The sequence below is a fragment of the Shigella sp. FJ200513 genome (genome assembly GCF_040495915.1).
Taxonomy (GTDB): Bacteria; Pseudomonadota; Gammaproteobacteria; order Enterobacterales; family Enterobacteriaceae; genus ECMA0423.
This window is the reverse complement of sequence record NZ_JBDYCV010000006.1, coordinates 1-20,099: the sequence shown is the minus strand read 5'-3', so window position 1 is coordinate 20,099 and position 20,099 is coordinate 1. Positions and strand designations below refer to the sequence as shown.

The following is a 20,099-nucleotide window of genomic DNA, read 5'->3' as shown; positions in this document are numbered from 1 at the left end:
TATGTCGCACGTAGAGTTACAACCGGGTTTTGACTTTCAGCAAGCAGGTAAAGAAGTCCTGGCGATTGAACGTGAATGCCTGGCGGAGCTTGATCAATACATCAATCAGAATTTCACGCTTGCCTGTGAAAAGATGTTCTGGTGTAAAGGGAAAGTTGTCGTCATGGGGATGGGGAAATCGGGGCACATCGGGCGCAAAATGGCCGCAACGTTTGCCAGCACCGGTACACCTTCATTTTTCGTCCATCCTAGTGAAGCCGCGCATGGTGATTTAGGCATGGTCACCCCACAGGATGTGGTGATTGCTATCTCTAACTCAGGTGAATCCAGCGAAATCACGGCCTTAATTCCAGTGCTTAAGCGTCTTCACGTACCGTTAATCTGCATCACCGGTCGCCCGGAGAGCAGCATGGCGCGCGCCGCAGATGTGCATCTGTGTGTTAAAGTAGCGAAAGAAGCCTGTCCGTTAGGGCTGGCACCGACCAGCAGCACCACCGCCACGCTGGTTATGGGCGATGCCCTCGCTGTCGCGCTGTTAAAAGCACGCGGCTTTACTGCTGAAGATTTTGCGCTCTCACACCCAGGCGGCGCACTGGGTCGTAAACTTCTGCTGCGCGTAAACGATATTATGCATACGGGCGATGAGATCCCGCATGTTAAGAAAACGGCCAGTCTGCGTGACGCATTGCTGGAAGTTACCCGCAAAAATCTTGGTATGACTGTCATTTGCGATGACAATATGATGATTGAAGGCATCTTTACCGACGGTGATTTACGCCGTGTCTTCGATATGGGCGTGGATGTTCGTCAGTTAAGTATTGCCGATGTGATGACGCCGGGGGGAATACGTGTGCGCCCTGGCATTCTGGCCGTTGAGGCACTGAACTTAATGCAGTCCCGCCATATCACCTCCGTGATGGTTGCCGATGGCGACCATTTACTCGGTGTGTTACATATGCATGATTTACTGCGTGCAGGCGTAGTGTAAAGATTCAAGGATAAACAACAATGAGCAAAGCAGGTGCGTCGCTTGCGACCTGTTACGGCCCTGTCAGCGCCGACGTTATGGCAAAAGCAGAGAACATTCGTCTGCTGATCCTCGACGTTGATGGCGTACTGTCAGATGGCCTGATTTATATGGGCAATAACGGCGAAGAGCTGAAAGCGTTCAATGTTCGTGACGGTTATGGCATTCGTTGTGCGCTCACCTCTGATATTGAAGTCGCTATCATTACCGGGCGAAAGGCTAAACTGGTAGAAGATCGTTGTGCCACATTGGGGATCACTCACTTGTATCAGGGGCAGTCAAACAAACTGATCGCCTTTAGCGATTTGCTGGAAAAATTGGCGATTGCCCCGGAAAATGTGGCTTATGTTGGCGATGATCTCATCGACTGGCCGGTAATGGAAAAAGTGGGTTTAAGCGTCGCCGTGGCCGATGCGCATCCACTGTTGATCCCGCGCGCCGATTACGTGACGCGCATTGCTGGCGGTCGTGGCGCAGTGCGCGAAGTTTGCGACTTATTACTCCTGGCGCAGGGCAAACTGGATGAAGCCAAAGGGCAATCGATATGAGTAAAGCCAGACGTTGGGTTATCATTGTGCTATCACTGGCGGTTCTGGTGATGATCGGCATTAATATGGCCGAAAAAGACGATACCGCCCAGGTGGTCGTCAACAACAATGATCCCACCTATAAAAGCGAGCATACGGACACGCTCGTCTATAACCCAGAAGGGGCACTAAGCTATCGATTGATTGCTCAACACGTTGAATATTATTCCGATCAGGCCGTTTCGTGGTTTACGCAGCCGGTACTTACCACGTTTGATAAGGATAAAATCCCGACATGGTCCGTAAAAGCAGATAAAGCCAAGCTGACCAATGACCGGATGCTCTATTTATATGGACACGTTGAAGTCAACGCACTTGTGCCAGACTCTCAACTTCGCAGAATCACGACGGATAACGCGCAGATCAATCTGGTGACGCAGGATGTTACCTCTGAAGACCTCGTCACGTTATACGGAACAACATTTAACTCCAGCGGTCTGAAAATGCGCGGCAACTTACGCAGCAAGAACGCCGAGCTGATTGAAAAGGTTAGAACATCCTATGAAATTCAAAACAAACAAACTCAGCCTTAATCTTGTGCTTGCCAGCTCACTTCTGGCCGCCAGCATTCCGGCATTTGCCGTAACCGGAGACACTGATCAGCCGATCCACATTGAATCGGACCAGCAATCTCTTGATATGCAAGGCAACGTGGTTACCTTTACCGGTAATGTCATCGTCACCCAGGGCACCATCAAAATTAATGCCGACAAAGTGGTCGTTACCCGTCCGGGCGGCGAACAAGGTAAAGAAGTGATTGACGGATACGGTAAACCGGCAACGTTCTACCAGATGCAGGACAACGGTAAACCCGTTGAAGGTCACGCTTCCCAGATGCACTACGAACTGGCAAAAGATTTTGTCGTTCTGACGGGTAATGCTTATCTGCAGCAGGTCGATAGCAACATTAAGGGCGATAAGATCACTTACCTGGTGAAAGAGCAGAAAATGCAGGCTTTCAGCGACAAAGGCAAGCGCGTAACCACCGTTCTGGTGCCGTCGCAGCTGCAGGACAAAAACAACAAAGGCCAGACCCCGGCACAGAAGAAGGGTAATTAATTCGTTATGGCAACATTAACTGCAAAGAACCTTGCAAAAGCCTATAAAGGCCGTCGCGTGGTAGAAGACGTCAGCCTGACCGTCAACTCCGGGGAAATTGTCGGTCTGCTGGGGCCAAACGGTGCCGGTAAGACCACCACTTTCTACATGGTTGTAGGCATTGTGCCGCGCGATGCGGGCAACATCATTATTGATGATGACGATATCAGTCTGCTGCCTCTGCATGCACGCGCGCGCCGCGGTATCGGCTATCTGCCACAGGAAGCCTCCATTTTCCGTCGCCTCAGCGTTTACGATAACCTGATGGCGGTACTGCAAATTCGTGACGACTTGTCTGCTGAACAACGTGAAGACCGCGCGAACGAGCTGATGGAAGAGTTTCACATTGAGCACCTGCGTGACAGCATGGGGCAGTCACTCTCCGGGGGTGAACGTCGCCGTGTAGAAATTGCCCGCGCACTGGCTGCGAATCCGAAATTTATTCTGCTCGACGAACCGTTTGCCGGGGTTGACCCGATCTCGGTTATCGACATTAAACGCATCATTGAACACCTGCGCGACAGCGGCCTGGGCGTGCTGATCACTGACCACAACGTGCGTGAAACACTGGCGGTTTGTGAACGCGCTTATATCGTCAGTCAGGGGCATTTGATCGCCCACGGCACGCCTACAGAAATCTTACAAGACGAACACGTTAAGCGTGTATACCTTGGGGAAGACTTCAGACTCTGATAGGGTAGAAGTTTGCGACGTTTTAGCAGGAGAGTACGATTCTGAACATGAAGCAAGGTTTGCAACTCAGGCTTAGCCAACAACTGGCGATGACGCCACAGCTCCAACAGGCAATTCGTCTGTTGCAGTTGTCGACGCTGGAACTTCAGCAGGAGCTACAGCAGGCGCTGGAGAGTAATCCGCTGCTTGAGCAAATCGACACTCATGAAGAAATCGACACCCGCGAAACGCAAGACAGTGAAACGCTGGACACCGCCGACGCGCTCGAACAAAAAGAGATGCCGGAAGAGCTGCCGCTCGATGCCAGTTGGGACACCATTTACACCGCTGGTACACCATCCGGCACCAGCGGTGACTACATTGACGACGAGCTGCCGGTCTACCAGGGCGAAACGACGCAGACCTTGCAGGATTACCTGATGTGGCAGGTCGAGCTGACACCGTTTTCCGACACTGACCGCGCTATTGCTACCTCTATCGTCGATGCCGTTGATGAAACCGGTTATCTGACTGTCCCGCTGGAAGATATTCTCGAAAGTATGGGCGATGAAGAGATCGACATCGACGAGGTTGAAGCCGTCCTTAAGCGGATCCAACGGTTTGACCCGGTCGGTGTAGCGGCAAAAGATCTGCGTGACTGCCTGCTAATCCAACTCTCCCAATTCGATAAGACCACGCCGTGGCTGGAAGAGGCCAGATTGATCATTAGCGATCATCTCGATCTGTTAGCCAATCACGACTTCCGCACTTTAATGCGCGTCACGCGTCTGAAAGAAGATGTGCTGAAAGAAGCCGTCAATCTGATCCAGTCGCTCGATCCGCGCCCCGGGCAGTCGATCCAGACTGGCGAACCTGAGTATGTCATTCCAGATGTGCTGGTGCGTAAGCATAACGGTCACTGGACGGTAGAACTCAACAGTGACAGCATTCCGCGTCTGCAAATCAACCAGCACTACGCCTCGATGTGCAATAACGCGCGCAACGATGGTGACAGCCAGTTTATCCGCAGCAATCTGCAGGATGCCAAATGGTTGATCAAGAGTCTGGAAAGCCGTAACGATACGCTACTGCGCGTGAGTCGCTGTATCGTTGAACAGCAGCAAGCCTTCTTTGAGCAAGGTGAAGAATATATGAAACCGATGGTACTGGCCGATATCGCCCAGGCTGTCGAAATGCATGAATCGACGATATCTCGCGTGACCACGCAAAAATACCTGCATAGTCCACGAGGCATTTTTGAACTGAAGTATTTCTTTTCCAGTCACGTCAATACCGAGGGCGGCGGCGAAGCTTCCTCCACGGCGATTCGTGCACTGGTGAAGAAATTAATCGCGGCGGAAAACCCAGCGAAACCGTTGAGCGACAGCAAGTTAACCTCTTTGCTGTCGGAACAAGGTATCATGGTGGCACGCCGCACTGTTGCGAAGTACCGAGAGTCTTTATCCATTCCGCCGTCAAACCAGCGTAAACAGCTCGTTTGACCCAACCGATAAGGAAGACACTATGCAGCTCAACATTACCGGAAATAACGTCGAGATCACCGAGGCACTGCGCGAATTTGTTACAGCTAAATTTGCCAAACTTGAGCAATATTTTGACCGAATCAACCAGGTCTATGTTGTTCTGAAAGTGGAGAAAGTCACCCACACCTCAGATGCAACACTGCATGTAAACGGTGGTGAAATTCATGCCAGCGCGGAAGGTCAGGACATGTACGCTGCCATTGATGGCTTAATTGATAAGCTGGCACGCCAGTTGACCAAACATAAAGATAAACTGAAACAACACTAATTGTCCGGGCAATTAGCATGTGCATGGCGGCCTGTTGTGCGGCACAACGGGCCATTTGTACGGTTAATGCTCCGAGCCTGTTCCACTGTTTGAGTGGGCAGGTTCTTAGGTGAAATTATGACAAATAATGATACAACTCTACAGCTTAGCAGTGTTCTTAACAGGGAATGTACGCGAAGCCGCGTCCACTGTCAGAGCAAAAAACGCGCCCTGGAAATCATCAGCGAGCTGGCGGCGAAACAACTTAGCCTGCCGCCTCAGGTGGTTTTTGAAGCTATCCTGACGCGGGAAAAAATGGGCAGTACCGGTATCGGCAATGGTATTGCCATTCCGCATGGCAAACTTGAAGAAGATACTCTGCGTGCCGTTGGCGTTTTCGTTCAGCTCGAAACGCCTATAGCTTTCGATGCCATCGACAACCAACCGGTGGACTTACTTTTTGCCCTGCTGGTGCCGGCAGACCAAACTAAAACGCACCTGCATACTCTGTCGCTGGTGGCGAAACGTCTGGCGGACAAAACCATCTGCCGCCGTTTACGCGCAGCCCAGAGCGATGAAGAGCTGTATCAAATCATTACGGATACCGAAGGTACTCCGGATGAAGCGTAGTTATTCGGTAATGTCTCTTTTAGACGTTGTGAGGAGAAACAGTACATGGTACTGATGATCGTCAGCGGACGTTCAGGTTCAGGTAAATCTGTCGCCCTGCGTGCGCTGGAAGATATGGGTTTTTACTGCGTGGATAACCTTCCCGTAGTGTTGTTACCCGATCTGGCTCGAACTCTGGCCGATCGCGAGATTTCTGCCGCCGTCAGCATTGATGTTCGTAATATGCCGGAGTCACCAGAAATATTCGAACAGGCGATGAGTAACCTGCCTGACGCTTTCTCACCGCAACTACTGTTCCTGGATGCCGACCGTAATACCTTAATTCGTCGTTACAGTGACACGCGCCGACTGCATCCGCTTTCCAGCAAAAACCTGTCGCTGGAAAGTGCTATCGACAAAGAAAGCGATTTGCTGGAGCCTCTGCGTTCGCGAGCGGATCTGATTGTCGATACCTCAGAAATGTCCGTTCACGAGCTGGCTGAAATGCTGCGTACCCGTCTGCTGGGTAAACGTGAACGCGAACTGACCATGGTCTTTGAGTCTTTCGGCTTCAAACACGGTATCCCTATCGATGCAGATTACGTCTTTGACGTGCGCTTCTTGCCGAACCCGCACTGGGATCCGAAACTGCGTCCAATGACAGGTCTTGATAAACCTGTCGCCGCGTTCCTCGACCGCCACACAGAAGTACACAATTTTATCTACCAGACGCGAAGCTATCTTGAGCTATGGTTACCTATGCTGGAAACCAACAACCGTAGCTACCTGACGGTCGCCATTGGTTGTACCGGCGGGAAGCACCGTTCGGTGTATATTGCAGAGCAACTGGCAGACTACTTCCGCTCGCGCGGTAAAAACGTCCAGTCACGCCATCGTACGCTGGAAAAACGTAAACCATGACCGTCAAGCAAACTGTTGAAATCACAAACAAGCTGGGCATGCATGCCCGGCCTGCAATGAAGCTGTTTGAATTAATGCAGGGTTTTGACGCTGAAGTGCTGTTACGTAATGACGAAGGCACCGAGGCTGAAGCCAACAGCGTTATTGCGCTGCTGATGTTGGATTCTGCCAAAGGACGGCAGATTGAAGTTGAAGCGACCGGTCCACAGGAAGAGGAAGCACTGGCCGCCGTTATCGCCCTCTTTAATTCTGGTTTTGATGAAGATTAATCTTCATCACTTTGACATACAACTCCCTTCAAGCTCCCCCGACAATAAGAAAATCACGTACTGAAATCGTTCTCAATCAACGTCATTTGTACATTTTGTGCGCTTTTCACTTTCAGAAGAACCTTAAGAAAACCTTAAGAGGCATTGTTTAGGTTTTGTTTAAGTTAATCGACCATACTGGAGATCGTCAGAAAATATTTCCAGGAGATGGCATGATTCGCTTATCTGAACAAAGTCCCCTGGGCACCGGAAGACATCGGAAATGTTATGCGCATCCGGAAGATGCCCAACGCTGTATCAAGATTGTCTACCATCGTGGCGATGGTGGCGATAAAGAGATCCGCCGTGAGTTAAAGTACTACGCGCATCTTGGTCGCCGGTTAAAAGACTGGAGTGGAATACCGCGCTATCACGGTACCGTTGAGACGGATTGCGGAACCGGTTATGTCTACGATGTGATTGCCGATTTTGACGGCAAGCCTTCCATTACGCTGACCGAATTTGCTGAACAATGCCGTTACGAAGAAGACATTGCACAACTGCGCCAGCTACTGAAACAGCTGAAGCGTTATTTGCAGGATAACCGTATCGTGACGATGTCGCTGAAGCCGCAGAATATCCTCTGTCACCGCATCAGTGAGTCAGAGGTTATCCCGGTCGTCTGCGACAACATTGGTGAAAGCACATTGATTCCACTGGCGACCTGGTCGAAGTGGTGTTGTCTGCGTAAGCAAGAGCGGTTATGGAAACGATTTATCGCCCAACCGGCGCTGGCTATTGCCCTGCAGAAAGATCTGCAACCTCGTGAGAGCAAAACGCTGGCCCTCACTTCGCGCGAAGCTTAATCCAGCTGGTGTTGTTGCATAAACGGCTCACCGCCTAACTGATACATCTGCCGTAAAATCCACGCCTGACGGCTACGCACGTAGCCCGATGGCGAGGAGACTTTGAAACGAAGTGGATTAGGTAATACAGCTGCCAGTAATGCAGCTTCCGACCGGGTAAGTTTGCTCGCGGGTTTGTGGAAATAACGTTGTGCCGCAGCTTCGACGCCAAACACACCGTCGCCAAATTCGGCGATATTCAGGTAAACCGTCAGGATACGCTTTTTGCTCCAGACTGTTTCTATCCCCAGCGTTAATCCAGCTTCCAGCCCTTTTCGTACCCAGCTACGCCCATCCCATAAAAAGAGATTTTGGCCGTCTGCTGAGAAATCGTTGAAGCACCGCGAATACGGTTTTCATTGCGCTCGTTGTGCGCCAGGGCTTTCTCAATGGAAGCGACATCAAAGCCCCAGTGCTCAGGAAATTTCTGATCTTCTGCGGCAATCACCGCCAGTCCCATCCACGGCGAGATTTGATCCATACTGACCCAGTCAGAATGTGCCACGTAACGAAAATTGCCATGCAGCCAGGCGCTGACCTGTCGCTCGACCATTACCGCTGAGAAGGGAACAGGCGCAACGCTAAACAACGCGATGCCCCCGCCCCAGAAAACGGCGAGGACAACCATTAACCGCAAAAGAAAACGGCGAACGAAACTAAACACCGTTAAGCGGCTTTTACTCATTCAGCCAGAACCAGCACGCGGGAAACCAGCTTATCAATGCCGCTCGCCGCTTCTGCAATGTTCTGCGCCAGCATATATGCTGGGGTGGTGACAATCTTATTGTCTTCATCAACCACGATATCATCGACAGGACACGGCACATGCTCCGCGCCCATCTCTTCCAGCACTTCTGCGGTATCGATATCAGTACCGATGGTCAAACGCAGCGGGAAATCGAAAATTTTCGGCAGCATCGCCGGGGCAATACACATAAAACCAAGCGGTTTTCCGGCCTGATGCATCGCTTGTGCCAGCGCCTTTAATTCACGGTCAACGGTGCATTCGCTACCAAGACTGGCAAAATTGCTTAAATTCTTCGCCGCGCCAAACCCCCCCGGCACAATCAACGCATCCAGTTCAGCGGCATCGGCCTGGGCCAGAGGACGGATTTCACCGCGCGTTATTCGTGCCGCTTCAATCAGCACATTGCGCGTTTCCGTCATCGCTTCGCCAGTTAAATGGTTGATAACATCAACCTGCTGCTTATCCGGTGCAAAGCAGACCGCCTGCGCACCGCTGCGTGAAATAGCTAACAACGTCAACACCGCTTCATGAATTTCAGAACCGTCATAGACGCCGCATCCGCTCAGAATTACGCCAATTTTCTTCATTGTGATCATCCTTTCGCAATTGACTGAAACACATTAATTTTTTTAATAAAAATGGTACGCATCACACATTTAACTGATTCATGTAACAAATCATTTAAGTTTTGCTATCTTAACTGCGTGCGGCCTGAAAAACAGTGCTGTGCCCTTGTAACTCATCATAATAATTTACGGCGCAGCCAAGATTTCCCTGGTGTTGGCGCAGTATTCGCGCACCCCGGTCTAGCCGGGGTCATTTTTTAGTGGCTTTTGCCACCCACGCTTTCAGCACTTCTACGTCGTGACGCCACTCTTCTTTCATCTCTTCAATCCATTCACCGACGTTATCTTCCCAGGCGGGAAGGTCAGGAGACTGAATTTGCTGACCCAGCTGTTGCAGATGGCGTAACCCCACTGACCCCGCCGCACCTTTAATTTTATGTCCTTCCTCAACAATGCCTTTTTTATCCTGCGCCGTCAGATTCGACTCCAGCACGCTGACATAGCCCGGCATCATCTTCTCAAACACCGCTAACCCGTCGGTGATCAGCTTCGGTCCTACAAGTTCGAGATACTGTTCCAGCATGGGAATATCGAGCAATGCTTCTGATTTACTGTTCTCTTCTGTCGTCACCGTACTCTCCTCATCATCCTGGGTATCCCAGAATTTCTTGATCATCGCGGTTAGCGCCGGAACCGAAAGCGGCTTACTCAGCACATCATCCATTCCAGCATTGAGGTACTCTTGTTTGTCTTTCAGCACGTTAGCGGTTAAGGCCACCAGCGGCGGTAAATCCTCGCGCGGATAACGCTTCGTCAGTTCACGAGAGATATCCAGCCCGGTCATATCTGGCAACTGAATATCCAGCAACACCAGGTCGTATTCGCCCGGTTTAAACATCTCCAGCGCCGCCTTGCCGGTCATGGCGACATCAACGCTGTTACCTAATTTTTCCAGCACAGAACGCGCGACAATCACGTTCAGTTCAATGTCTTCCACCAGCAGCACATTCAGCGCCGGTAAAGGCATATCGTCTTCATCAAACGCATCATCGACCTCTTCTGCCACCGACGGTGCGTGGATCGTCAACGTAAAGGTTGAACCTTTGCCCTGTTCACTGGTAACCGTAATATCGCCGCCCATATTTTTCGCCAGACGACGAGAAACGGCCAGACCAATACCGGTGCCGGTGGCAGGTTTACCGCCATGACTGTCTTTCACCTGGTAATACATGGCGAAGATTTTATCCAGCTCATCCTGCGGAATGCCGATACCAGAATCTTCCACTTCAAAATGCAGCATATCGCCTTCATCGTAGCGCACGCGCACGGTAACCTGGCCTTGCTGGGTGAATTTGACGGCGTTACTGATGAGGTTCCACAGGATCTGCCGTAAACGCGTCCCGTCGGTAATGACCTGATGCGGTAATGGCAGCGTAGGCTCCAGGTTAAAGCGCAATCCTTTTTGTTGCGCCTGCAATGCGGAGAGATTTTCCAGATCGGCAAGGAAGCTGGTGAAATCAACCGGCTGATTATCAAGCTGGACCTTGCGCCGTTCCATCTTATCCATGTCGATAATATCGTTAAAGATATTCCCCAGCGTGACGGCCGAAACATGGATAGTTTTGAGATATTTTTCCTGCTCGGCGGTGAGTTCGGTATCCAGCAGAATGCGGCTCAGGCCGACGATACCGTTCAGCGGTGTACGCAATTCGTGACTGATGGTGGAAATAAACGTCGTTTTGTCGCGGCTGGCGCGTTCAAGCGCATCCTGATACCGCTTACGCTCGGTAATGTCGCGACCAAAGCCCATCAAACCGTGACGTTTACCCACGCGGTCGTAGTACGGCACTTTACGGATTTCAAAGCAGGCTTTGCGCCCGTCCGGGTAATCCAGCCACTGTTCATAGGTCAGTGACACATTATGACGGAACACTTTTTCATCGGTTTCAATGACTTTTGCGGCGGCTTCCGGTGAGTAAACATCAGCAGGTTTCAGGTGAACCAGTTGTTTTTCGCTTTTTCCGGTCAGCAGCTCCATCGCGCGGTTACAGCCGGAAAACTCTTTATCTTCGTTACGATAAAAAACCAAGTCGGGTGAAGCATCAAGGAAGGAACGTAAGAATGAGGATTGCTGCTCGAGCTGAATTTGTGTCTCTTCGCGCTCTTTGATTTCAATTTTCAGTTGGCCGAAGGTTTCCTGCAGTTCTGCTTCCGCTTTTTCACGAACGGCAATTTCCTGATTTAGCTGGGCAATATTATCTTTTAACTGAACGTTGAGGCTCAAATCGCGCTCGCGCATCTCCTCCAGTTTTTGCACCAGCCGTGACAGACGTTGTCGTGACTCCTCCAGTTGCTCGACGACCACCGATAGAAAGTAGACCGCCCACGGCGTAATCAGCAAACCAAAGAAGATAGAACGAATAACATCAATGCTTTCGACCTGACCATGCAGCACCATGGTTACCGCCATTTGTACCACAATGGCAAGAACGACGAGGGCCAGCGCCAGCAACATTGAGAAGCGCACCAGACCTAACTTCATCATCAGGTCAACATAATACTGCGCCAGCAGACGAATTTGCTTCATTAGGGAATTCCTTCACGACAACCTGCCCCAATAATACCCAATTCTGACAGTTACGTTATAAATTGTGTGAGAAATGCGGAATTCCCCTCAACGACCTACTCCGTTGGAGGTAGCCACGGACGTCCCAGCGCCGATCCCTGTACGCCATGTTCATTCAGATAGCGATCCAGCTCGACCATTCCCGTCCATCGATTTTCGCACCACAGCGGAGCAAGCAGCGTCGGGCGACGGGCGCTGGCGGAAATGCGGTGGTAGATCACTTCCGGTGGCGTATGGCGAATCATTTCTCCGGCAGTGAGCGTATAATCCTCCAGTTCAATACCGTTCAAACGCCCCGCTTCCCAGGCTTTCGCCATAATGCTGCCTTTCACAATATGCAGCGGATGCAGCTTTATGCCGTCCACGCTGGTTTCAACCACTCGCTCCAGCGTTTGCAAACATTCAGCCTGCCCTTCGCCAGGCAGGCCGACAATTAAGTGGGAACACACCTTCAGCCCGCGCTGACGTGCCAGCTGGGTTGTACGCTGATAACAGGCAAAATCATGGCCGCGGTTGATGCGATGCAGTGTTTTGTCGTGGGCGGTTTGTAGCCCCAGCTCCAGCCACACTTCGTAACCCTGGTCCTTATATTCGCAAAGCAGATCCAGCACCGCATCCGGCACGCAGTCCGGGCGGGTACCAACACACAAACCGACAATATTGGCCTGGCTCACCGCCTGCTGATACATAGAACGCAGCACCTGAACTTCCGCAAAGGTGCTGGTATACGCCTGAAAGTAGGCCAGATAGCGTTTAGCGCGGTTAACTAAATTCGCCTGGTGCGCCAGTTGCTCGGCAATGGAACGATGCTGCTGCGCTTCATCGGCAAACGAGGCAACATTACAGAATGTGCAGCCACCACGCCCGATGGTACCGTCACGGTTAGGGCAGCTAAAACCGCCGTGCAGCGTCAGCTTATGCACCTTTTGCCCATAACGACGGGTGAGATCACCACCAAACATATTGACTAATTTCTGTAACTGCATAATCTGATAGACCGCGCCTTGAAAAGAGGCCAAAGCCTGCCATTTTTAGCTCAATTCGGCGATGACCTGGATCAATCGTCCCGGCCTGCTTTTATCAACTGCATAATCAATCAAAATTACCGAAATTTCATGCACAATCACATAAATCACTTTTGCTTATCTTGTGTCAGATTTTTTTATCTCCTTATGGATTTTAGGCAAAAACAGTAGCATGAAACGTCATTACCAATTAAGGCAGTATAAAATGCTGGTTTTCTCGTCAGTTCAAGGCAGGATAAGGGTTAACACGCCTTTATGACAGTCAGGAATTGACTGTTTCTCTAACGACTCTCCTTTTAGCCTTAAAGATAAAATCTATTTTAATTTCAGCTATTTAATAAAGAATTTTGCGCTAAAGCACATTTCTGTACCAATAAGCTTGCCATTTGACCTGTATCAGCTTTCCCGATAAGTTGGAAATCCGCTGGAAGCTTTCTGGATGAGCAGCCTGCTCATCATATTTATGCAGTAATTGAGATCCCCTCTTCACCGTATTAACCGATGCGAAAAGGACAACAAGGGGGCGAATGCGAGGCGCGCGTATGACACGCAAACCCCGTCGCCACGCTCTTTCTGTGCCCGTGCGCAGCGGTTCGGAAGTGGGGTTCCCGCAGAGCCTGGGGGAGGTTCACGATATGTTGTACGATAAATCCCTTGAGAGGGATAACTGTGGTTTCGGCCTGATCGCCCACATAGAAGGCGAACCTAGCCACAAGGTAGTGCGTACTGCAATACACGCACTGGCCCGCATGCAGCACCGTGGCGCGATTCTCGCCGATGGTAAAACCGGCGACGGTTGCGGCTTGCTGTTACAAAAACCGGATCGCTTTTTTCGCATCGTTGCGCAGGAGCGCGGCTGGCGTTTAGCAAAAAACTACGCTGTCGGGATGCTCTTCCTGAATAAAGATCCTGAACTCGCCGCTGCCGCACGCCGCATCGTTGAAGAAGAACTGCAACGCGAAACCTTGTCGATTGTGGGCTGGCGTGATGTCCCCACTAACGAAGGCGTGCTGGGTGAAATCGCCCTCTCCTCTCTGCCACGCATTGAGCAAATTTTTGTGAACGCCCCGGCAGGCTGGCGTCCACGCGATATGGAGCGCCGTCTGTTTATCGCCCGCCGCCGCATTGAAAAGCGTCTCGAAGCCGACAAAGACTTCTACGTCTGTAGCCTGTCGAATCTGGTGAACATCTATAAAGGTCTGTGTATGCCGGCGGATCTGCCGCGCTTTTATCTGGATCTTGCGGACCTGCGTCTGGAATCGGCCATTTGCCTGTTCCACCAGCGCTTCTCCACTAACACCGTACCGCGCTGGCCGCTGGCGCAACCGTTCCGCTATCTGGCGCATAACGGTGAAATCAACACCATCACCGGTAACCGCCAATGGGCGCGTGCGCGTACCTATAAATTCCAGACGCCGCTGATCCCTGACCTGCACGACGCCGCGCCATTCGTCAACGAAACCGGTTCTGACTCCAGTTCCATGGATAACATGCTGGAACTGCTGCTGGCAGGCGGGATGGATATCATCCGCGCCATGCGCCTGTTAGTGCCACCCGCCTGGCAGAACAACCCGGATATGGACCCGGAACTGCGTGCCTTCTTTGACTTTAACTCCATGCATATGGAGCCGTGGGATGGTCCGGCGGGCATCGTGATGTCCGATGGTCGCTTCGCTGCCTGTAACCTCGACCGTAACGGTCTGCGTCCGGCACGCTACGTCATTACCAAAGACAAGCTCATCACCTGCGCCTCTGAAGTCGGTATCTGGGATTACCAGCCTGACGAAGTGGTCGAAAAAGGCCGCGTCGGGCCAGGCGAACTGATGGTGATCGACACTCGCAGTGGGCGTATTCTGCACTCGGCAGAAACCGATGACGATCTGAAAAGCCGCCACCCTTATAAAGAGTGGATGGAGAAAAACGTCCGCCGACTGGTACCGTTTGAAGATCTGCCCGATGAAGAAGTGGGTAGCCGCGAACTGGACGACGACACGCTTGCCAGCTACCAGAAACAGTTTAACTACAGCGCGGAAGAGCTGGACTCCGTAATTCGCGTACTGGGCGAAAACGGTCAGGAAGCGGTCGGTTCGATGGGCGATGATACCCCATTCGCCGTGCTCTCCAGTCAGCCGCGCATTATTTACGACTACTTCCGCCAGCAGTTTGCCCAGGTGACTAACCCGCCAATCGACCCGCTGCGTGAAGCGCATGTTATGTCGCTCGCCACCAGTATCGGTCGTGAAATGAACGTCTTTTGCGAAGCAGAGGGCCAGGCGCACCGTTTAAGCTTTAAATCGCCGATTCTGCTCTACTCCGATTTCAAACAGCTCACGACGATGAAAGAGGAGCACTACCGCGCAGATACGCTGGATATCACCTTTGACGTCACTAAAACCACGCTCGAAGCGACAGTCAAAGAGCTATGCGACAAAGCCGAAAAAATGGTACGTAGCGGCACCGTGTTGCTGGTGCTCTCCGACCGGAATATCGCTAAAGATCGCCTGCCGGTTCCGGCTCCGATGGCGGTTGGCGCGATCCAGACCCGTCTGGTCGATCAAAGCCTGCGTTGCGATGCCAACATCATCGTCGAAACCGCCAGCGCCCGCGATCCGCACCACTTCGCCGTGTTGCTGGGTTTCGGCGCGACGGCTATTTATCCGTACCTTGCCTATGAAACGCTGGGCCGCCTGGTAGACACCCACGCGATTGCCAAAGATTATCGTACCGTGATGCTCAACTACCGTAACGGCATCAACAAAGGCTTGTACAAAATCATGTCCAAAATGGGCATCTCCACCATCGCCTCTTACCGCTGCTCGAAACTGTTTGAAGCGGTCGGTCTACACGATGATGTAGTGGGCCTGTGCTTCCAGGGCGCGGTCAGCCGCATTGGTGGGGCAAGCTTTGAAGACTTCCAGCAGGATCTGCTGAATCTGTCGAAACGTGCCTGGCTGGCGCGCAAGCCGATTAGCCAGGGCGGCCTGCTGAAATACGTCCACGGCGGCGAATACCACGCCTACAACCCGGACGTGGTGCGCACGCTGCAACAGGCGGTACAAAGCGGCGAGTACAGCGACTATCAGGAATACGCGAAGCTGGTTAATGAGCGTCCGGCAACCACGCTGCGCGATCTGCTGGCAATTACGCCGGGTGAAAACGCGGTCAACATTGCTGATGTTGAACCGGCAAGCGAACTGTTTAAACGCTTTGATACCGCCGCGATGTCTATCGGCGCGTTAAGCCCGGAAGCCCACGAGGCGCTGGCGGAAGCGATGAATAGCATCGGCGGTAACTCGAACTCCGGTGAAGGCGGCGAAGACCCGGCGCGCTATGGCACTAACAAAGTGTCGCGCATCAAGCAGGTGGCTTCTGGTCGCTTCGGCGTTACTCCGGCGTATCTGGTCAATGCCGACGTCATTCAGATTAAAGTCGCCCAGGGCGCGAAGCCGGGCGAAGGTGGTCAGTTGCCGGGCGACAAAGTCACTCCTTACATCGCCAAACTGCGCTATTCGGTGCCCGGAGTGACGCTGATCTCCCCGCCGCCGCACCACGATATCTACTCTATCGAAGACTTAGCGCAGCTTATTTTCGACCTCAAGCAGGTTAACCCGAAAGCGATGATCTCCGTTAAGCTGGTGTCCGAACCAGGCGTTGGCACCATCGCGACTGGCGTGGCGAAAGCTTATGCGGACTTGATCACCATCGCGGGCTATGACGGCGGCACCGGCGCAAGCCCGCTGTCGTCAGTGAAATATGCAGGCTGCCCGTGGGAACTCGGTCTGGTGGAAACCCAACAGGCGCTGGTTGCCAACGGCTTGCGTCATAAAATTCGTTTGCAGGTTGATGGCGGCCTGAAAACGGGTGTCGATATCATCAAAGCGGCGATTCTCGGCGCAGAAAGCTTCGGCTTCGGCACTGGCCCAATGGTGGCGCTCGGCTGTAAATATCTGCGTATTTGCCACCTGAACAACTGCGCCACGGGTGTAGCAACTCAGGATGACAAACTGCGTAAGAATCACTATCACGGCCTGCCGTTCAAGGTGACTAATTACTTTGAGTTTATCGCCCGTGAAACCCGCGAGCTGATGGCACAGCTGGGAGTAACGCGTCTGGTGGATCTGATTGGTCGCACCGACCTGCTGAAAGAGCTGGACGGTTTCACCGCCAAACAGCAGAAACTGGCGCTGTCGAAGCTGCTGGAGACTGCCGAGCCACATGCAGGTAAGTCACTCTACTGCACTGAAAACAACCCGCCGTTTGATAACGGCCTACTGAACGCGCAGTTGCTGCAACAGGCGAAACCGTTTGTCGATGAACGCCAGAGCAAAACCTTCTGGTTCGATATCCGCAACACCGACCGTTCTGTCGGCGCGTCGCTTTCAGGCTATATCGCCCAGACGCACGGCGATCAGGGGCTGGCAGCCGATCCTATCAAAGCGTACTTCAACGGCACCGCAGGCCAGAGTTTCGGTGTGTGGAACGCGGGCGGCGTGGAACTGTACCTGACCGGGGATGCCAACGACTATGTCGGTAAAGGCATGGCGGGCGGCTTAATCGCCATTCGTCCTCCGGTTGGTTCCGCCTTCCGCAGCCATGAAGCAAGCATTATCGGCAACACCTGCCTGTATGGCGCGACCGGTGGTCGTCTGTATGCCGCAGGCCGCGCGGGTGAACGTTTCGGCGTGCGGAACTCCGGTGCTATCACCGTGGTAGAAGGCATTGGCGACAACGGCTGTGAATATATGACGGGCGGTATTGTCTGTATTCTGGGTAAAACCGGCGTTAACTTCGGCGCGGGCATGACCGGCGGCTTCGCTTACGTTCTCGATGAAAGCGGTGATTTCCGCAAACGCGTTAACCCGGAACTGGTCGAAGTCTTAAGCGTCGACGATCTGGCGATCCATGAAGAGCATCTGCGCGGTCTTATCACCGAGCATGTTCAGCATACCGGTTCTCAGCGCGGTGAAGAGATTCTGGCGAACTGGTCAACCTTCGCCACGAAATTCGCGCTGGTTAAACCGAAGTCCAGTGATGTAAAAGCACTGCTGGGTCACCGTAGTCGTAGCGCAGCAGAGTTGCGCGTGCAGGCGCAGTAAGGGGTAGCAACAATGAGTCAGAATGTTTATCAATTTATCGACCTGCAGCGCGTTGATCCGCCAAAGAAACCGCTGAAGATCCGTAAAATTGAGTTTGTTGAAATTTACGAGCCGTTTTCCGAAGGCCAGGCCAAAGCGCAGGCTGACCGCTGTCTGTCGTGCGGCAACCCATACTGCGAGTGGAAATGCCCGGTACACAACTACATCCCAAACTGGCTGAAGCTCGCCAACGAGGGGCGTATTTTTGAAGCGGCAGAACTGTCGCATCAGACCAACACACTGCCGGAAGTATGCGGACGTGTCTGCCCGCAAGACCGTCTGTGCGAAGGTTCCTGCACCCTGAACGATGAGTTCGGTGCGGTGACCATCGGCAACATTGAGCGTTATATCAATGATAAAGCGTTCGAAATGGGCTGGCGTCCGGATATGTCCGGCGTGAAGCAAACCGGTAAAAAAGTGGCGATTATCGGTGCAGGCCCGGCAGGTCTGGCGTGTGCGGATGTCCTGACGCGTAACGGCGTAAAAGCCGTTGTCTTCGACCGTCATCCAGAAATTGGCGGGCTGCTGACCTTCGGTATTCCGGCCTTCAAGCTGGAAAAAGAGGTAATGACGCGTCGCCGTGAAATCTTCACCGGCATGGGTATTGAATTCAAACTCAATACCGAAGTGGGCCGCGACGTACAGCTGGACGATCTGCTGAGTGATTACGATGCCGTGTTCCTTGGCGTTGGGACTTATCAGTCAATGCGCGGCGGGCTGGAAAACGAAGACGCCGATGGCGTGTACGCAGCGCTGCCGTTCCTTATCGCCAACACCAAACAGTTAATGGGCTTTGGTGAAACCCGCGACGAACCGTTCGTCAGCATGGAAGGCAAACGCGTGGTAGTACTTGGCGGTGGCGACACTGCGATGGACTGCGTGCGCACGTCTGTACGCCAGGGGGCAAAGCACGTTACCTGTGCCTATCGTCGTGATGAAGAGAACATGCCGGGTTCCCGCCGCGAAGTGAAAAACGCGCGGGAAGAAGGCGTAGAGTTCAAATTCAACGTCCAGCCACTGGGGATTGAAGTGAACGGTAACGGCAAAGTCAGCGGCGTAAAAATGGTACGTACCGAAATGGGCGAACCGGATGCCAAAGGCCGTCGCCGCGCGGAGATCGTTGCAGGTTCCGAACATATCGTTCCGGCAGATGCGGTGATCATGGCGTTTGGTTTCCGTCCACACAACATGGAATGGCTGGCAAAACACAGCGTCGAGCTGGATTCACAAGGCCGCATCATCGCTCCGGAAGGCAACGACAACGCTTTCCAGACCAGCAACCCGAAAATCTTTGCTGGCGGCGATATCGTCCGTGGTTCCGATCTGGTCGTTACCGCCATCGCCGAAGGTCGCAAAGCGGCAGACGGCATTATGAACTGGCTGGAAGTTTAAGCTCTGTCCCAGCGCCGCCTCCTCAGAAAAGAGTCGGCGCTGAAATTCTCCTTTCTTTCTGGAAATCGCCTCGCATAATCTGAAGAAAACCAATGTAATACGCTCATCTGGATTGTTACCGGTAGATGCCCGGCGTATAGCTGATTCCATTATTCAACGCAGCGCCATATAAAGGGACAGATAATGGAATCGCTCTCAGAGAGAACCTCAACAGGCTACCAGCAAATCCACAACGGCATTATTCATCTGGTCGATAGCGCCCGAACGGAAACGGTACGTAGCGTTAACGCGCTGATGACCGCGACGTACTGGGAAATTGGCCGACGGATTGTCGAATTTGAACAAGGTGGTGAGGCCAGAGCAGCTTATGGTGCACAGTTGATTGATCGGCTATCGAAGGATTTAAGTCGACGGTATAAACGTGGGGTCTCTGCAAAAAACTTACGCCAAATGAGGCTTTTTTACCTCTTTTTTCAACATGTTGAAATTCGCCAGACAGTGTCTGGCGAATTAACACCATTGGGAATTCCGCAGACACCATCTGCAGAATTCCCATCGGCAAAGATTTGGCAGACGCTGTCTGCCAAATTGAGAGGCTGTTTGATATTTCCACAGCTTTTGTATTGCATCTCCTATTTTCGGTTTGTATATTCATGCAAATAAACGAAGGAAATGAGGTAGCCTGAGTTTAACGGACACTCCTTCCTGAAATAGAATGGCATCAGAAGGAGCTAATAATGAGCAGAAAA

16 protein-coding genes and 2 pseudogenes are annotated in these 20,099 nt (G+C 52.3%); 14 read left to right on the top strand and 4 right to left on the bottom strand.

Features of this window, described 5'->3' with window-relative positions; genetic code table 11:
- Position 1 precedes the first annotated feature (1 nt).
- From kdsD to yrbL, 11 genes are all read left to right on the top strand, one after another.
- Positions 2-988 (top strand): arabinose-5-phosphate isomerase KdsD, encoded by a 987-nt coding sequence (kdsD, locus tag ABZJ92_RS02540; protein WP_005050755.1) that lies wholly within the window; start codon positions 2-4, stop codon positions 986-988.
- A gap of 20 nt (positions 989-1,008) precedes the next feature.
- Complete coding sequence (kdsC, locus tag ABZJ92_RS02535) at positions 1,009-1,575, top strand: 3-deoxy-manno-octulosonate-8-phosphatase KdsC (protein ID WP_000030016.1); 567 nt, start codon at positions 1,009-1,011, stop codon at positions 1,573-1,575.
- Positions 1,572-2,147, top strand: coding sequence for an LPS export ABC transporter periplasmic protein LptC (gene lptC / locus ABZJ92_RS02530; protein ID WP_000030537.1), 576 nt, complete (start codon positions 1,572-1,574; stop codon positions 2,145-2,147). The genes kdsC and lptC overlap by 4 nt, the downstream gene beginning before the upstream one ends.
- On the top strand, positions 2,116-2,673 hold the full coding sequence (gene lptA / locus ABZJ92_RS02525) for a lipopolysaccharide ABC transporter substrate-binding protein LptA (protein ID WP_000669785.1): 558 nt from the start codon (positions 2,116-2,118) through the stop codon (positions 2,671-2,673). Before lptC ends, lptA begins: the two co-directional genes overlap by 32 nt.
- Positions 2,674-2,679: 6 nt before the next feature.
- Positions 2,680-3,405: an LPS export ABC transporter ATP-binding protein gene (gene lptB, locus ABZJ92_RS02520; protein WP_000224099.1), complete on the top strand. Its 726-nt coding sequence runs from the start codon at positions 2,680-2,682 to the stop codon at positions 3,403-3,405.
- 47 nt (positions 3,406-3,452) lie between these two features.
- Complete coding sequence (gene rpoN, locus ABZJ92_RS02515; protein ID WP_000809059.1) at positions 3,453-4,886, top strand: RNA polymerase factor sigma-54; 1,434 nt, start codon at positions 3,453-3,455, stop codon at positions 4,884-4,886.
- 22 nt (positions 4,887-4,908) lie between these two features.
- Positions 4,909-5,196 carry a ribosome hibernation promoting factor gene (hpf, locus tag ABZJ92_RS02510; protein WP_001176599.1) on the top strand — a complete coding sequence of 96 codons (288 nt, stop codon included), beginning with the start codon at positions 4,909-4,911 and terminating at the stop codon, positions 5,194-5,196.
- A 117-nt stretch (positions 5,197-5,313) separates the two neighbouring features.
- Positions 5,314-5,805: a PTS IIA-like nitrogen regulatory protein PtsN gene (gene ptsN, locus ABZJ92_RS02505; protein WP_000183676.1), complete on the top strand. Its 492-nt coding sequence runs from the start codon at positions 5,314-5,316 to the stop codon at positions 5,803-5,805.
- Positions 5,806-5,850: 45 nt separating this feature from the next.
- The gene (rapZ, locus tag ABZJ92_RS02500) at positions 5,851-6,705 is read left to right on the top strand and encodes an RNase adapter RapZ (protein WP_000243741.1); all 855 of its coding nucleotides are present in this window, start codon (positions 5,851-5,853) and stop codon (positions 6,703-6,705) included.
- On the top strand, positions 6,702-6,974 hold the full coding sequence (gene npr / locus ABZJ92_RS02495) for a PTS phosphocarrier protein NPr (protein ID WP_000216791.1): 273 nt from the start codon (positions 6,702-6,704) through the stop codon (positions 6,972-6,974). Before rapZ ends, npr begins: the two co-directional genes overlap by 4 nt.
- 212 nt (positions 6,975-7,186) lie before the next feature.
- The gene (gene yrbL / locus ABZJ92_RS02490; protein WP_000620405.1) at positions 7,187-7,819 is read left to right on the top strand and encodes a PhoP regulatory network protein YrbL; all 633 of its coding nucleotides are present in this window, start codon (positions 7,187-7,189) and stop codon (positions 7,817-7,819) included.
- On the opposite strand, the pseudogene mtgA reads toward yrbL, so the two are convergent.
- The 4 genes and pseudogenes from mtgA to ABZJ92_RS02470 form a co-directional block, all read right to left on the bottom strand.
- Positions 7,816-8,543: pseudogene (mtgA, locus tag ABZJ92_RS02485) on the bottom strand (monofunctional biosynthetic peptidoglycan transglycosylase). The gene yrbL and the pseudogene mtgA overlap by 4 nt on opposite strands.
- Complete coding sequence (gene elbB / locus ABZJ92_RS02480; RefSeq protein WP_001300411.1) at positions 8,540-9,193, bottom strand: isoprenoid biosynthesis glyoxalase ElbB; 654 nt, start codon at positions 9,191-9,193, stop codon at positions 8,540-8,542. The pseudogene mtgA and the gene elbB overlap by 4 nt, the downstream one beginning before the upstream one ends.
- Positions 9,194-9,422: 229 nt before the next feature.
- Positions 9,423-11,759, bottom strand: coding sequence for an aerobic respiration two-component sensor histidine kinase ArcB (gene arcB, locus ABZJ92_RS02475; protein ID WP_000809774.1), 2,337 nt, complete (start codon positions 11,757-11,759; stop codon positions 9,423-9,425).
- A gap of 95 nt (positions 11,760-11,854) precedes the next feature.
- Positions 11,855-12,784 (bottom strand): TIGR01212 family radical SAM protein, encoded by a 930-nt coding sequence (locus tag ABZJ92_RS02470; protein ID WP_005050728.1) that lies wholly within the window; start codon positions 12,782-12,784, stop codon positions 11,855-11,857.
- 674 nt (positions 12,785-13,458) lie between these two features.
- On the opposite strand from ABZJ92_RS02470, the gene gltB reads away from it, so the two are divergent.
- The 3 genes and pseudogenes from gltB to ABZJ92_RS02455 form a co-directional block, all read left to right on the top strand.
- Positions 13,459-17,919, top strand: coding sequence for a glutamate synthase large subunit (gltB, locus tag ABZJ92_RS02465; protein WP_005105927.1), 4,461 nt, complete (start codon positions 13,459-13,461; stop codon positions 17,917-17,919).
- A gap of 12 nt (positions 17,920-17,931) precedes the next feature.
- Positions 17,932-19,350 (top strand): glutamate synthase subunit GltD, encoded by a 1,419-nt coding sequence (gltD, locus tag ABZJ92_RS02460; RefSeq protein ID WP_000081672.1) that lies wholly within the window; start codon positions 17,932-17,934, stop codon positions 19,348-19,350.
- Between the two features lie 183 nt (positions 19,351-19,533).
- Positions 19,534-19,938 (top strand): annotated as a pseudogene (locus ABZJ92_RS02455) (DUF1016 N-terminal domain-containing protein); the annotation flags it as partial.
- Positions 19,939-20,099: the final 161 nt, after the last annotated feature.